The organism is Neobacillus niacini (assembly GCF_048572935.1).
GTDB lineage: Bacteria > Bacillota > Bacilli > Bacillales > Cytobacillaceae > Neobacillus > Neobacillus niacini.
On record NZ_CP183883.1, the window covers coordinates 4,970,191 to 4,985,804 of the forward strand.

Sequence of the window (15,614 nt, forward strand, 5' to 3'; positions counted from 1 at the left end):
TAGATAAGTTACTTTGTTCTTCTGAACTACGAACAAAACAAGACCCAAGTGCTGATTATCCACTTGGGTCTTGTCAAATACATATTTAAATAAAAGCCATTGCGTTGAAAAAAAAATCAAACCAAAAGTTATAAGAGGCCAACCATTTGAAGTCCATGAGTAATCCCATTGTCTTCCACTGATTTTGTAACATATTTTGCGACTGCCTTTACACTTTCTTCTGCATTTCCCATTGCCACACTATTATGTATAGTTGAAAGCATTTCCATATCATTTAGTCCGTCTCCAAAGGCATATTGTCGTTCCACAGGAATATCTAATGCCTCAACTATTTTTTCAATGCCTTTAGCTTTCGATCCTCCACTTGGGAGTATATCCACTGAAACAGGATGCCATCTCACAAAATCAAAATCAGTATACACCTGTTCATATTGTTTTTCTTCACCTTCTGGACAAAAAAGGAGAGTTTGAAATAGCTCCCGTCCTTTGTAATAAAGCGGATCGTGAGTAGGGAATACGTTAATTTTTAAGGTATCAATACTTTCCTTAATGTAAGCATGTTCTGGAACATTTGCTTTCATGTCCTCATGGTCCATAAAGACAACAGGATGATTGTTCTTAAGAGCTGCTGCTGTTAACTTTTCAAGAGATGAGATCTTTAATGGATTTGTATACAAGACTTCTCCCCTATACACGACGTATTGCCCATTGTAACTAACAAAAGTGTTAATCTCCAATTCTTTTCGCAAATCCTCGAACATAAAAGGAGCTCGTCCGGTTGCAATGGCAACTTCATGTCCTAGTTCCTTTAATTTAAAAATGGCTTCTTTGGTAGATAGAGGCAATTCTTTGTCATGAGTGAGTAAAGTTCCATCTATATCAAAGAATATAATACTTCTTTCTTTCATTATTGCTTCCAACTTTCCAATTTGTTTTTTAAAGAAAAAGCGGTTAAACTGTTCCTCTCTCAATTAGTTTGACCGATATTTCCTTATTTAAGATATCACTATTTACTGCTTGCAGGAATAGGTTTTTTCCCATCTCCTCAAGAGGGATTTCTATGGTGGTAATATTCATCATTTTCGCGATAGGTTGATTATCGAATCCAATGATGGCAAGTTCATCTGGAATAGAGATATTTTGGGTTTTACAATAGGTAACGATTCCAGCCGCAACTTGATCGCTCGTCACCAACATTGCAGATGGCGGTGTATCCATATCTTTTAATTGTTTGATGACTTTTTCACCATCTTCGAAATAGAGGCACTCATCGATAATGTAAAGGGGCACGAATAGCATATTATATTTTTTAACAAAATCTCTATATGCTTTCTCTCGATAACTACTATTTGTTCCAGTTTTTCTGCCTATACAATATCCGATTTTTCTATGACCTTTATCGTACAAATATTCTAAAGCACGAAAAAAGATTTTATAGTGGTCAACATAAGTAGATGATAACTTCTTCGCTTTATTAACTTCACATAATACAATTTGTCCAAATGGCAAATACTCCTCAATAACAGATAATTCACAGGATCTCGAACAAATAATGAGTGAGTCAATCTGTTTTTGTTTTAACATTTGTAAAGCTTCTCTTTCCCTGCTTTCCATATAGTCTGTTTGAAATAAGACCAACTTATAGTTATGGTTGAATGCTTGCTTGGCTATTCCCTTTAATAACTGAGCAAAATATGGATGATCCGAGAACGGTAGCACTACTCCCATCAACTGTGTTTTCCCCGTGCTTAAATGAACAGCATTGATGTTTTTTTGATAATTGGTCGATTGAATTGCCTTTAAAACCGCATTCTTTTTTTCTTCACTAACATATGGGTGATTATTTAGTACACGGGAAACAGTGGTTTTAGATACTCCTGCCATTTTAGCCAGGTCTTTTATATTTGCCATGGTCTCACCTAATTGTTTCGAAATATGTTGTTTTGGTTGTAAAATACCCGTTTTTTGCAAAGTCATACAGAACAAAATATTCTACTGGTAAACCTTGTAGGTAATTCCTTTATTTTATTATTGTGGTTTATTAATTGTAAATGTTTTTTTAACAAAAGACTCGATGAAATAGTCATCAAATGATTGGATTGGTTCCACTTTTATCACTTGTTTAGATGACTTTAAGCAATAGAACGCCGAAACATAGACTAAAAAGCTAAGTAAAATTAATTCAAACATGCAATGATCTCCTCACTTTCTGTAATTTGTTTTGAGTGTAAATGATGAAACGCGTTCCATGTCAAATTCCATAATTAAATGTAACTAAGTAAAGTAACCAGAAAATAACCTAAAACATAATTTTTAAAAAATGGAAAAGAATAAAGTTTTGGAGGTGAAAAAAATGGATGAGAATACGAAGAGCTATCCCAATGCAAGTTTAGGCGGAAAAAAGTCTAATGAAAAAGGTGAAGGTGATTCCGGCCATATGCGTTATGGTCAGGGGAACAAGGGTGAGAGTAAAGGTAATAATAAGTAAAAGAACCTATTGAAGACTTGAGGTTCAAATCCTTTATCCATTGAGGACAAATCCTTACTTGGTGCTCGGGTGATTTGTCCCTAAGACCCTGTATTGAGGGCAAATCTTTGTTTGGTGCTAAGGCGATTTGTCCTTAAGACCTTGTATTGAGGACATACCTTGCTTGGCGCTCATGCGATTTGTCTTTAAGTCCCTGTATTGAGGACAAATCTTTGCCTGGTGCTAAGGAGATTTGTCCTTAAGACCCTGTATTGAGGACATACCTTGCTTGTTGCTCACGCGATTTGTCCCCAAGACCCTTTATTAAGGACAAATCCTTGCTGTTGCTCATGCAATACGTCCTCAATGCACATAGAAGTAAAAAATTGCCGAGAAAGATACCTTTCTCGACAATCTGAGAAGAAGCACGCCTAAGCGCGCTTCTTGTTTTAGCTATTGACGAAATGTCTGATGTTGAAAGCTGTGCACCGGCTGTGATTGGAAGGATGGATTTACAAACGTTTGAGGTTGAAATCCAACTGAACCTGCCTGACCTGACAATTCCCTTTCCAGCTGATTACATTGAGCAATAACTTCCTGACATCTCTGAATCGCCAATTCATGTCCTTGGAGGCTTTGTTGAATCGTTTGAACTGCCAACCGTTCTTTTTGGATCATCTGCTCAAGCACCTGTGCATTATGCTGCTCATTTTGAAGCATTTGTTGATATTGCTGATTTGCCATTTGCGTTTGTTGAATTAACTGTTGAGCCAGCTGACGACATTGTTGGATATGAGTGATAGAATGTTGGCTTGTTTGCATTCGTAAATCCCTCCATTTTTAGGACTTTTCTTGATCTGCTTAGGTTGAATTTCAACCCTCTATTATATTCCGCATTTGGTCGCCGTCTCATTCTCTTAGCTAAATACCAAATAATGATGAGAATAGCCATTAAATTACCTTTTACAGAAAAACAAGGAACCCTTTTTAGGATTCCTTGCTTTTGTCGATATTATTTTCCAATAAACATTTGTGTCCAGTGGTTACCAGACTTTTCGTACCCTACTCCAATATGAGTAAAGTTAGCACTTAAAATGTTCTTTCTATGCCCTTCACTGTTCATCCACGCATTTACGACTTCCTGAGGTGTACGTTGTCCTTGGGCGATATTTTCTCCAGCCGATTTATACGTCACGCCAAAGTCCCTCATCATGTCAAATGGAGAACCATAGGTTGGGCTAGTATGTGAAAAATAATTGTTTTGAGCCATGTCTACAGATTTCTTTTGTGCCACGCCGCTTAGTTTTGTATCGTGTAGTAAAGCTGGCAGACCGTTTTTACTGCGTTGTGCATTCGTTAAATCAATCACCTGTTGAACGTATGCACTGACGTCACCAGTTGCTGGTGCCGGTGCCGTAGGCTTAGGTGCTGGTGCTGCCGGTTTTGGTGCCGGAGCAGCTGGTGCTGGTGCCGGTGTAGCCGGTGCTGGGGCTGGTGCAGCTGGTCCTTGTTGTTGATTTGGTGCTTGTGCTGTTGGTCCTTGCTGTTGAGTTGGTGCTTGTGTTGTCGGTCCTTGCTGTTGGTCAGGAGTCATTCCTTGTTGGCCACCAAATTGGTACCATTGGACTGACCCGAACGGAATATACCTATACTGAGCGTGTTGGATTAATATCGCTTTTGTATGAGGGTAACTTCTACTGTCTAAAGTTGTTCGATCAGCAGAAATATTCAGGCCATCGTTCATATTGTTGTTATTGTTTACCTTATTGCGTACATTTGTGACATTACGGTCTATACCACGACTTAATGGATTGTAATGTACATTATTCGTGTAAATGTTTCGATTTGTCGTACGGTCGTTATTTACATTGGTCATATTGTTGTTTCGATTGTTTGTACGGTTGGTTCGATTGTTCGTACGATTATCATTTACATTGGTAATATAACCGTCATTGTTGTTCCGATAATTCGTGTTACGATCCCAATCCGGATCATTATTATCATTATTGGTGTAATCCTCGGTTAGAGGTCCATTATGATCAATACCGTCATCTCTGTTATTCCCAACATTTAAATACGTATTATCTCGATCTGCCCTGCTTGTACGTACTTCGTCTGCTGCATTATTATTGTTATTACACGCAGCTAGACCGAATGTCAAAACACCTGTTAATAGTAAGCCTAAAGGCTTTTTTATCAAACTGATTACCCCCTTGCAAAATTATTTTTTTGCCTTCTTAGTTTTGATTATTTTTCAATAAATATTGATGGAAATAATCGTGTGTTTTTACATAAAAAAACCCGTATGGTAATGAAACCAAACGGATTTTTCTGTATTTAAAGGGGCAAATTATTGCTATATATTTTCTTGAATGAACAACTGTGATTTTTGATTAATTTTTTCAAAGGCATTGGTCGCTGGTTTCATAATAAATAGTGCTAACAGGTTGCCGCTATACAATAGACAAATCGGCGGCGCATAGGATAATACAAATAATATGCCGAAGCTGCCAATCAACATATAAAAGGTAGATAGTGGATTCATAATCATTACAAAGAAAGAGTTTTTAATGACCTGACTGATTTTCATATCATAATGCACAAAAATGGGAATGACATAAAACATCATTGATATAAAAATGAGTGTGATAATAAATAATGGAACATTAAGAACAGAGACGAATGGATTCGTTGCATGTTGGATGAACTGAAAATCAATATACAAGATTAAGCCAATGGCAACAATCATCATACCGAGTAGATTACTCTTTAGAAATTCACGTTTATACGCAGTCCAAAAAGTCTTAAAAATAGACATTTCCTCATTTCCTAGCATCCATTTACGAGCAACTGCGAACATCGCCACCGTTGCAGGAAAAAAACCAAAGATGAGGAGACCTAGGAGCGAAAATAAAATCCATAGTAAATTTAAAAACGCTAGTCTTGATATCCATTCAAGCAATTTATTAAAACTGCCTAAAAATCCTGAAGTGTCCATTTGTAATCCTCCTTGAACCGTTATACCCTGCGTTTTAAAAATATTGTTACTTTGCCACTTCCATTAAGGGGGCGAAGTGGCAAAGTTAAAAGGTTGGGATATTCCTTACCATGTTACCCCTTTAACCCACTCGTACTGATTCCTTCAACCACATGACGCTGGAAGAGGAAAAAGATCACGAATACAGGAATCAGTGTAACAACTGACATCGCAAACATTGCACCCCAGTTGGATACTGTCTCATTACTCAAGAACATATTTAACGCCATTGAAACCGTGTATTTGGTTGGACTATTTAAATAAAGAACCGGTCCTAATAATGACTCCCACGTCCAATAAAATGAGAATATTGCAGCCGTAGCTAATGCTGGTCTAATTAATGGCAGAATAATTTTGGTGAAAATCTTGAAAGTTCCACAGCCATCAATAATCGCGGCTTCATCGAGTTCCCTTGGAATGGTCCGAATAAACTGGACTAATAGGAAGATAAAGAACGGATGTCCAAAATAGGCTGGAATTGCAAGTGGCTTAATCGAGTTGAGCCAATCAAGCTTTGAGAAAATAATATATTGCGGTACCATTACTACATCATGAGGAAGCATTAAGGTAACCATCATAATTCCAAACCAAAAGGCTTTTCCTTTAAACTCAAGACGTGCAAACCCAAAAGCAATAACTGCCGATGAGATTACCTGTCCGATTAAAGTAATAACAACTAGAATGGCTGTATTTTTAATGAAGACACCAAATGTATTACCGCCAATCCCTTTCCAACCGTCTATAAAGTTCGTCCAAATCCATGGATCTGGGATCAATGATTTTGCCGTGACAAAAATGGTATCACTAGGTTTAAATGAACTCATTAAGAGCCAAATAACTGGGTAAAGCATCAAAATCGCAAAACCGCCGACAAGTATATGATAGATCCACCATCTTGGTGATTTTAATTTTACTGCCATTGTTATCTGCCTCCTTCCGATTCATAGTGAACCCAATATTTCGATGTAGTAAAAATAATGGCCGTTAATATTCCGACAATAATCAGCATAATCCAAGCCATTGCTGAAGCATACCCCATGTTGAAGAACTCAAAGCCTTGTATGAATAGATATAAAGAATAAAGTAGAGTTCCGTCTAACGGACCGCCTGTACCCTTTGAAATAATAAAGGCAGGTACGAATGTCATAAAGGCGGCGATCGTCTGCATAACAGTATTGAATAGAATGACAGGACTAAGCATTGGGAGAGTAATTTTGAAGAACTTCTGAATTCCGTTTGCACCGTCAACACTTGCTGCTTCGTAATAACTTTTTGGAATACCTTTTAATCCAGCTAAGAAGATTAACATTGAAGAACCAAATTGCCATACGGATAAGAAAATCAGCATCCACAATGCTGCCGTAGGGTTACCAAACCATCTGACAGCTGAAAGTCCTAGTACATCAAGAACAATATTAACAATCCCTAAATCACCAAATACATTTCTCCACATAATCGCAACGGCAACACTGCCGCCAATCAATGAAGGTAAATAGAACAAAGAGCGGTACAGTCCAACAGCCCTTGAGGCTGTATTTAACATTAAGGCAATTAATAAAGCGAAGGTGAGTCTTAAAGGAACACCGGCCAATACATAAATCAATGTAACTTTTAATGACTGCCAATAACGAGGATCGGCTGTAAACATTTTTATGTAGTTATCCATGCCTATCCATGTTGGGCTAGCAAACAGATTATAATTTGTAAATGATAAATATAAAGACGCTAGTATAGGAATGAATGTAAAAGCTAGAAAGCCGATAATAAACGGACTGATAAACGCATAGCCTGTCAGGTTTTCCTTGAGGATACGGGAACGTTTGCTGATAGGGCGAATAGTGACATCTGCTTGTATATTTTCCTTCATCACACGTGTATTCATTTATTCATCTCCTTATCTTTTGACTCTTTCCCTTAGATGAAAGGACGATAGCTGATCTATTATCTGATCAGCTATCGATGTGGAAATTATTTTTTGTTTTGTGCTAAGACACTTTCAGCTTGTTGTCTAAACTGTTTAGCAGCATCTTTCACAGATAGATTTCCATAAGCCATTTGTTCAGCTAAACTATCAAGCGTTTCAATTACTTGGCCGGCACCAACTGGGTCTGGACCATCGAATTCAGAGCTATTTCCTTCTGCCCAATCCACATAATCAAAAACTTGGACTTGTGCTGGTGAAAGCAGTGGCTTCAATGCTTCTTTTACAACGGAAGAACCAGGAACACCACGGTCACCAAGATTTAATTTGTTTGCTTCAATATCATTGATCATGAAATCGATAAACTTTGCAGCCTCTTCTTTATGCTTTGAATTGTTTCCAACAGACCAGAACATACTTGGTTTTAAATATAAACCTTTATCGCTGTCAGGTCCTGGCATTGGAGCGATAGCAAGTTCTCTATTTGCCACTTGTTGAAGCCCAACAAACTGGTTAGACCATTGGAAAATACCAATTGCATTTTGTGTAACGACTGGATCATCTTCAATTCCTTTCAACTGTGCTAAGAAGTCCGGTGTTGGAACTGCCTTATCCTTAACTAATCCAGATGTCATATTGAAGAATTCTTCGAACAATTTGTCATCTTTATAACCTAGAGAAGCACCATCTTTACTGTATAGTGACTTTCCTTGTGTTCTTAAGAAGTAATTGAAGAATACATCTGCTTTCATTCCTGTATCCATAAATACGCCAGCAGCTTTTGCTTTTACTGCGATTTCTTTGTAATCATCCCAAGTCCAATTTTCAGGGATAGAATCTACACCAGCTTTTTTAAGTACAGCTGGATCATGATGGAAACCAACAACGTTGACACCAGCGTTAATTCCATATAACTTGTCGCCAAGTTTACCGCCGTTGATGATATTTTCAGCAATATCTTTCGTATTAATTTGTTTATCTAAAAATGGGGTTAAATCAGCGATTTGGTTGTTTTGTGCATACTGTGAAAAGTAGGATAAATCCATTTGAATGATATCAGGGAGCTCATTGGCCGCAGCTTGTGGAGCTAGCTTTTTCCAGTAGTCATCCCATGCTGCATATTCTGCTTCGATTTTTACATTTGGATTTTTTTCTTCATACATTTCAATTATTTTAAGTGTATAATCATGTCGCGGCTGTGATCCCCACCAAGCAATACGAAGCGTAACTTTTTCATCTTTTTTGTCTTCTTTAGGTTTAGTTTCTTCACTGCCCGTTGAACTGCTGCTATTACATGCTGCTAATGTAAAAACTAAAACAAAAGAAAACAATAGCGTTAAAAATTTCTTCATTCTTTATTTCCCCCTTCTTTTTTCACACTTTTATGTAAGTGTTTACATTCTTAATTATGCATTGAAATCAAAATAGTCTGAATCCAATTTTCCGCTTTGTTTGTTTAAAAATCAGACATTTAAAAAAGCTCTCTTGAAACAAGCAGGTGCGTGCTTGTTTTTAAGAGAGCTTTCTTTTGATATATAGATTAGTTATTGGTAGTGAGGATTTTGTTTGCTTCCATTCTAAATTGCCGCGCACCCTCAGTTGGTGTAATTTTCTTAAACAAGATTTGTTCGGAAACATCTTGTAATAGTTTCACAACCTCATTACTGCCAAGAGGATTTGCCTTTTCGACGATATTGTTTTTATTTTGTACTTTATTTACATAGTCGAATACCTTTTTCTGATTAACAGATAAATCTGGTTTCATTTTCTCTGCAACCTTTGCAGAAACAGGCACTCCTCGTTCACCTTTTATTACTTTATTTGCCTCGATATCATTGATGAAGAAATTAATAAATTGAGCTGCAGCTTCTTTATGCTTTGAACTTCTTGACATCGAAAAAAGCATACTAGGCTTTACTGTAAGACCCAAATCCTGTCCCGGTCCTGGAGGAGGAAAAAGCTCGAGCTGTCGGTTTGTCGCTTCCAAGAAGCCGATGTATTGGTTTGAATATACCCATTGCATCGCTGACTGCTGCTTCACTAGCAATTCATCTTCGATTCCTTTAATCTGTTCTGTAATATCTGCTCTTGGAAAGGCACCTTGGTCGAGGAGCCTCAATTGCATGTCGAAATACTCAACAAATAATTGATCATCATCATACCCTAATCCAGTTCCAGATTTATTATATAAATCCATTCCTTTTGTACGTAAGTAATACGAGAAAAATACATCTGGTGACTTCATCCCGTTCGTACCATAAATCCCCTTATCTTTATGAACCTGTAGAACAATTTCTTCAAAATCACTCCAAGTCCAATTTTCTTTTGGCTGGTTACCCGTTCCTGAAGAAAGTAAATGGGGATCAACAATGATTGCAGGGGCATTTAACCCTAAAGGAAAGCCATACAAATGCTTATCGATTTTCCCGCCTGAAAGGATCGTCTGATTAATTGAGTCTGTCTTAATTAGCTCTTGATTCACATATGGTGTTAAATCTTCAAGCAAGAAATTTTCACTGTATGTTTTAAGATAAAGCATATCCATTTGGATAACGTCAGGAAGTTGATTCCCGGCTGCCATCGGAGCTAATCGTTTCCAGTAATCATCCCAATTTGAATATAGCGGCTCTACATTAATCGTTGGATATTTTTCCTCAAACAATTCTATTACTTGCAAGGTATAGTCATGACGGGGTTTTTCGCCCCACCAGGCAATTTTTATGGTTATTTTTTCTTTCCCTTTACTCTCGGCAGAATCTACTAAATCGAAATCTCCACACCCACCAGCAAAAAATACCATTACTAGGGATAAAGTAGAAAACAAGAGTTTTTTCATTTTTTTCCCCCTTAAACATTTATCACAAACCTTGTAACGATTCTCTTTTGTATTCCGACGGAGTAAAACCTGTATGTTTTTTGAATACCTGACTGAAATATTGAGGGTTTTCGCCATAACCTATTTTTTCAGCAATCTCGAATACTTTTACATCACTTTCTTTCTCAATCATACTTATGGCTAATTCAATTCTTAATCTCGTAATATAATTTGAAAACTTTTCCCCTGTTTCTTTTTTAAAAAGTTTGCCAAGATAATCGGCATTCATATATAGCATTTCGTTTGCAACCCAATGCAGTGATAAATTTTCATTGCTAATATGCTTATCAATAGTTTCGATTACCTTCTTAATAATTGTTGAATGTTTATTATTATTTTGATTAAAAAATGTAAGAGTAATTTCTTCGGCAACGCTTTCAAAAAACACCTTCAAACTTTGAATCGTGTCAATTGCTAAGAGTTGATTTAATTTCGTTAAATACATATTCATCGCTTTTGGTTCACATAGACGAATCATCGCATTAAATAATTGGATCACATAGGACTTGGTACTATTGATATCAAGCCTTAGTTCGATTAACTGATTAAAAAATGTTTCTATCTCTGAATTAACTTCAACCCAGGAGCCCGATTTCACCAATCGGCAAAAGATTTGATCATTATAATAGAATTCTAATTCCTCTGATGGGTTTTGATAGGTAATATCTTTTTTAGTGATAACTCCGCCTTCTCCTAAATAAAAACGATAAGCTAAACAATCGAGTGCTTCACTATATAATTTATTCGCAGTACTTATTTTCCCTGTATCACTGATTGCGACTGTAGAATCTAGTTGGTAATATTGATAGAATGTTTTTTTTATCTTCTCTATTTGAGTGAGTAGTATTGAGTAGCTGCAATCATCCTCGATCAGAAATAATATTGTTTCCCCAGCCATACAACTTAAAATATAAGAATCAAAAATATGTTCAGCAATATTTTTTATGGCAAACATATGCTCAAATTCAAAATTCCCTTCAAGTTGAAATAAAACCAGCCTAACGTTCGGTGTATGTAAATCGATATTAAAAAGCTTTTGATAATAAAATAGATCTTTGTTTTCGTAACGGTTAGTAATGAATTCTTTTAACAGTTGTTCTTTAGCATAGGGCAGAACACTGTCTAATGTTCCTTTCATCTTTTGAATGAATTGTTCCCGAATTTGCTTTTTTTTCAAATCCTCACAGATTTCTGATACCGCATCCATAATGGAATTCTCATTACAGGGTTTTAAAAGATAATGCTTCACCCCGTATTGCATCGCCTGTTTAGCAAAATCAAATTCGCTGAAACCTGATAACAAGATAAATCGTATATTGGGAAATACGCTATTTACCTTTGCAACAAGCTCAAGACCATTCATTCCAGGCATTTTAATATCACTAATCACGATGTCTGGCTGCTGATGTTCAATAATACTGAACGCCTCTACCCCATTTTTTGCGGTCCCGATTAAATTTGTCCCGATTGACCCCCAATTGATTACCTTTGACATCCCTTCTGTAATGATCCGTTCATCATCCACTAGCAATACCTTATACATGGTTCTCCCCCTTATCGAAAGGTAAAACAATGATCACTTTCGTCCCCTTATTCGGTTCACTTTCAATCTCTACTCCAAATCTCTCTCCATAGGCCAATTTAATTCTGTCATTAATATTCGATAAGCCTACACCCTGTCCTCTGGTTTTTACTTCTCCGCGTTTTAACTTTTCTATAAAGGCTGACTCCATTCCGGGTCCATCATCCTCAACAATTAGTTTAATACTATCTTTTTCAACGATTGAATAAACACTTATTTTACAAGGTTCAATCTTCGGCTCCAGTGCATAATGGATGGCATTTTCCACTAGAGGCTGCAACGTAAGCTTCGGAACATAGAACCCTCCAATATCAGAATCTACCTCCATGTGGAAATCCAATCTTTCTTCGAATCTATATTTTTGAATGATCACATAATTTCCCACAACATTAAGCTCTTCTTCAATCGTAATCAGGGGTTGTTTTAAACTGATTGAATTGCGCAGTAAAAATCCAAGTGCTTCTACCATTCTAGAAATTTGCGTCTGTCCGTTTCCTTTTGCTAACCAATTAATAGATTCTAAGGTATTATATAAAAAGTGAGGATTAATTTGGGCCTGCAGTGCCTTGAACTCTGTCTCTTTTATCGTAAGCTGTTTAGAGTAATTTTCATGAATAAGTTCATCGATTTGTTGGATCATTGTCTGGAAATTCTGCTGAAGTTTACCAACCTCATCCTCTTGGTTAATTGGCGTTTTCAATGCCTTCCTGCTTGCCTCCTTAAAATCCCCAACTTTTACATACTGCATACTAGCTACCAGATTCTCCAAGGGAATGGTAATGTTTCTGGCAAATCGAATTCCAACTATCGTTACAACAACAAACATGAGGATAAAGATTATGACCAAAATCGTTTTTACCATATTGATATTCTCAAAGATTTGATTAAAAGGAATAAGGTTCAAGTAACCCCAATTAAAGTAGGTGGATTTTATGTGAACAAGGAAATAGTTTTTATTGTTGATTTTTTTTATTTGATAACCTGAATCTGATTTTTGGGAATCTAAAGATTTTGCTGCCTCTTTAAATAATGATTTCGTTTCTTTAGGAAAAAGAATATTACTGTCTCTGACAATTAAGAATTCCCCATCTATTTTTCTAGAGCCTTCTAAAATATTTGCAACCAGTTTGTCCATATTAATATAGATGATGAGTGTACCAAGATTGTCAAAGCTTAAGTTGCGAAACTGTCTGATTTCGCGGGCAGTAGCAAATGTAAAATCATTCTTCTCAGGATCCAACCAAACATTACTGCCGTTAGCATGTATGGCCATCTTGGTAATATCGGCTTTTTGTGTTGGGGTAAGTTTGACTGTCCTAGGTCCGACTACATATTCTTCTCCATTTACATCAACTAAATTAATTGATTGGATATATTCTTCTTTGTTTGCATAGCTTAAAAGCTTGTCTAACATGTTCGTTCGGATACGAAATTTATCATAGTCGGTACTATCTTCACTGATTGATGATAAATATTGCTGGATTTGGGAATCGGTCAGAATATTATAGGAAAGTTCCTCTAAGTTTTTCAATTCACTCTCAATACTATTTGAGGAAGTACTTAAAACCTGTGATGACTTACTATAAATCTGTTCATCGTAAATATGAAAAGCATACTGTAATCCAAAAAAAGTAAAAGAAAATGATATGATCATGATCCAGGATACTAGTAGAAAAAGTTTGTATTTAATTTGTAAATTGTTGTACTTCATCTTTACTCTATCAAGTATCTTCTTCATTGGGGTTATTTCTCCATTTTCAATAGTAGATGTAAGCGCAGTCATTCTTGGGGTAAAAATTATTTTCTTTTTACTAAAAATTTTCTGTAAAATTAATTAGATTTTAACATTTACTCTGTGTTTTTCATAGTGGTATTTGTTTGTTTATGTCGTACAAGGTTACTAGTCATCTCAAACAAAAAGGCCCTCAAGAGTTGAGGGCCTTTTCGTTTATCCAGCGTCCAGTGAGGAATAATGTGATGTATATAATTTCCAATAATAACCTTTCTGTTGAATCAATTCTTCATGAGTTCCTTCTTCAATAATTTTACCTTTCTCAATAAATAGGATCTTTGAAGCGTTTTGAATGGTTGAAAGACGATGGGCGATAATAAAAGAAGTTCTTCCCGAGAGCAGGGCCTCGAGTCCCTTTTGTAAAGCAAGTTCCGTCTCAGTATCAATCGAAGAAGTTGCCTCATCTAAAATTAGAATTTTAGGATCGGCTAGTAGTGCACGGGCAAAAGAGATTAACTGCCTTTGACCATTAGAAAGAACGGATCCCCTCTCATTTACCTCGGTACGATAACCATCCCTTAATCCCATAATAAATTGGTGGGCTTGCACTGCCTTTGCTGCTTCGATGACTTCTTCGTCAGTTGCCTCCAACCTTCCGTAGCGAATATTATCCATTATGGTTCCCGAGAAAATAAACGGATCCTGAAGCATTACTCCCATTTGTTTACGCAGCGATGAAATGGTTACAGACTTTATATCGATATCATCAATTTTTATTGCCCCGCTATTAATGTCATAAAAACGACTTATTAAACTGACGATGGTGGTTTTTCCAGATCCCGTCGGTCCTACGATTGCAATGGATTCACCTGGATTGGCCTTGAAATGGATAGAATCTAAATTCCTTTCACTCTCTTCATATCCAAAGACTACATTCTCGAATTCTACTTTTCCTTTAATCAGCGGCAGTTCATTCGCTCCAGGTACACTTGAAATGGTTGGTTTTTCATCCATCATTTCAAAAATACGTTCCAGATAGGCAGATGCATTAATAATCGCATTATAAAAGTTTCCAATGTTCGCAAGCGGCGTCCAAAACATCCAAATATACCCGATAAAAGCAACCAATGCGCCGACTGTGATTCCATCACCAATCATGCTGATCCCTATGACATAAACAAGTGAAACCGTTAGGACAGATATGTTCTCAATTGCCGGCCAAAGCAAAAACTGAATTTTGACCGCTCTTAGCCAGGCACCCCTGTATCCATTTGATACTCCATAGAAGATTTTTTTATTTTCTTCTTCCCGGACAAACGCTTGAGTCACTTTAATTCCATTAATGCTTTCATGTATATAGGCATTCATATTCGATTGCTTATTACTTAAATTTTGCCATGCCTTGCGCTGGGCGTTTTTTATGATAAAAATAATCCCAGCTAGAACCGGGAAACCGGCCATTGCATACATGGTCAGCTTCACATCAATCGCGAGCATAAAGCCAATGATGACAAATAAGCTGAATAAATCGGTAATCAAATTAATTAAGCCGTTTGAAAGCAGGTCACTTAATGAATTAACATAGTTCACAACCCTGACTAAAATTTTTCCATGCGGACGGCTGTCAAAAAACGAAAATGAGAGCTTTTGTAAGTGGGTAAATAAATCTTTTCGGATATTTTTTATGACACTGTGACCAATTTGGGACATCATTCTGATTCTGTATTTCATACAGATTCCAGTAATCGTTAACGCACCTAAATAAATAACGCCAAGTATGACCAGACCCTGAATATCCTTACTAGGAATTTCTTCGTCAATTGCCTGTTTGATTAAGTATGGGCCAATTAAATTGGCCCCGCTGGCAGCCAGCATTATTAGAACTGTCACCATAATCTTTATTTTATAAGGTTTTAAATAGGTTAGTAACCTTTTAAGATGAACGAAATTAAAGGGTGTTTCCAGCTCTTCATCTACATTAAATTTATTACGTGCCAAAG

Annotated in this window: 14 protein-coding genes; 1 reads left to right on the top strand and 13 read right to left on the bottom strand. The window is 36.6% G+C overall.

What is annotated here, in order from left to right:
• Positions 1–128 precede the first annotated feature (128 nt).
• The 3 genes from ACN6MT_RS24345 to ACN6MT_RS24355 form a co-directional block, all read right to left on the bottom strand.
• Positions 129–908 carry a Cof-type HAD-IIB family hydrolase gene (locus ACN6MT_RS24345; RefSeq protein WP_419888440.1) on the bottom strand — a complete coding sequence of 260 codons (780 nt, stop codon included), beginning with the start codon at positions 906–908 and terminating at the stop codon, positions 129–131.
• Between the two features lie 43 nt (positions 909–951).
• Complete coding sequence (locus ACN6MT_RS24350) at positions 952–1,911, bottom strand: LacI family DNA-binding transcriptional regulator (protein ID WP_419888441.1); 960 nt, start codon at positions 1,909–1,911, stop codon at positions 952–954.
• A 117-nt stretch (positions 1,912–2,028) separates the two neighbouring features.
• Positions 2,029–2,190, bottom strand: a complete 162-nt coding sequence (locus ACN6MT_RS24355; RefSeq protein ID WP_419888442.1) for a hypothetical protein — start codon at positions 2,188–2,190, stop codon at positions 2,029–2,031.
• A 163-nt stretch (positions 2,191–2,353) separates the two neighbouring features.
• Between ACN6MT_RS24355 and ACN6MT_RS24360 the strand changes: the two genes are divergently transcribed.
• Positions 2,354–2,488, top strand: coding sequence for a hypothetical protein (locus ACN6MT_RS24360; protein WP_307196319.1), 135 nt, complete (start codon positions 2,354–2,356; stop codon positions 2,486–2,488).
• 432 nt (positions 2,489–2,920) lie between these two features.
• On the opposite strand, the gene ACN6MT_RS24365 is transcribed toward ACN6MT_RS24360, so the two are convergent.
• The 10 genes from ACN6MT_RS24365 to ACN6MT_RS24410 form a co-directional block, all read right to left on the bottom strand.
• Positions 2,921–3,289: a hypothetical protein gene (locus ACN6MT_RS24365; RefSeq protein WP_419888443.1), complete on the bottom strand. Its 369-nt coding sequence runs from the start codon at positions 3,287–3,289 to the stop codon at positions 2,921–2,923.
• A gap of 190 nt (positions 3,290–3,479) precedes the next feature.
• Positions 3,480–4,211 carry a CAP domain-containing protein gene (locus tag ACN6MT_RS24370; protein WP_419956526.1) on the bottom strand — a complete coding sequence of 244 codons (732 nt, stop codon included), beginning with the start codon at positions 4,209–4,211 and terminating at the stop codon, positions 3,480–3,482.
• A 612-nt stretch (positions 4,212–4,823) separates the two neighbouring features.
• Positions 4,824–5,465, bottom strand: coding sequence for a YesL family protein (locus ACN6MT_RS24375; protein WP_419888444.1), 642 nt, complete (start codon positions 5,463–5,465; stop codon positions 4,824–4,826).
• A 113-nt stretch (positions 5,466–5,578) separates the two neighbouring features.
• The gene (locus ACN6MT_RS24380; protein WP_419888445.1) at positions 5,579–6,424 is read right to left on the bottom strand and encodes a carbohydrate ABC transporter permease; all 846 of its coding nucleotides are present in this window, start codon (positions 6,422–6,424) and stop codon (positions 5,579–5,581) included.
• A gap of 2 nt (positions 6,425–6,426) precedes the next feature.
• Positions 6,427–7,371, bottom strand: a complete 945-nt coding sequence (locus ACN6MT_RS24385) for a carbohydrate ABC transporter permease (RefSeq protein ID WP_419956527.1) — start codon at positions 7,369–7,371, stop codon at positions 6,427–6,429.
• A 101-nt stretch (positions 7,372–7,472) separates the two neighbouring features.
• On the bottom strand, positions 7,473–8,777 hold the full coding sequence (locus ACN6MT_RS24390) for an ABC transporter substrate-binding protein (RefSeq protein ID WP_419888446.1): 1,305 nt from the start codon (positions 8,775–8,777) through the stop codon (positions 7,473–7,475).
• 188 nt (positions 8,778–8,965) lie between these two features.
• On the bottom strand, positions 8,966–10,261 hold the full coding sequence (locus ACN6MT_RS24395) for an ABC transporter substrate-binding protein (RefSeq protein WP_419888447.1): 1,296 nt from the start codon (positions 10,259–10,261) through the stop codon (positions 8,966–8,968).
• A gap of 22 nt (positions 10,262–10,283) precedes the next feature.
• On the bottom strand, positions 10,284–11,843 hold the full coding sequence (locus ACN6MT_RS24400) for a response regulator transcription factor (protein WP_419888448.1): 1,560 nt from the start codon (positions 11,841–11,843) through the stop codon (positions 10,284–10,286).
• Positions 11,836–13,620, bottom strand: a complete 1,785-nt coding sequence (locus ACN6MT_RS24405; RefSeq protein WP_419888449.1) for a sensor histidine kinase — start codon at positions 13,618–13,620, stop codon at positions 11,836–11,838. The genes ACN6MT_RS24400 and ACN6MT_RS24405 overlap by 8 nt, the downstream gene beginning before the upstream one ends.
• A gap of 210 nt (positions 13,621–13,830) precedes the next feature.
• Positions 13,831–15,612 carry an ABC transporter ATP-binding protein gene (locus tag ACN6MT_RS24410; protein WP_419888450.1) on the bottom strand — a complete coding sequence of 594 codons (1,782 nt, stop codon included), beginning with the start codon at positions 15,610–15,612 and terminating at the stop codon, positions 13,831–13,833.
• Between the last annotated feature and the right edge of the window lie 2 nt (positions 15,613–15,614).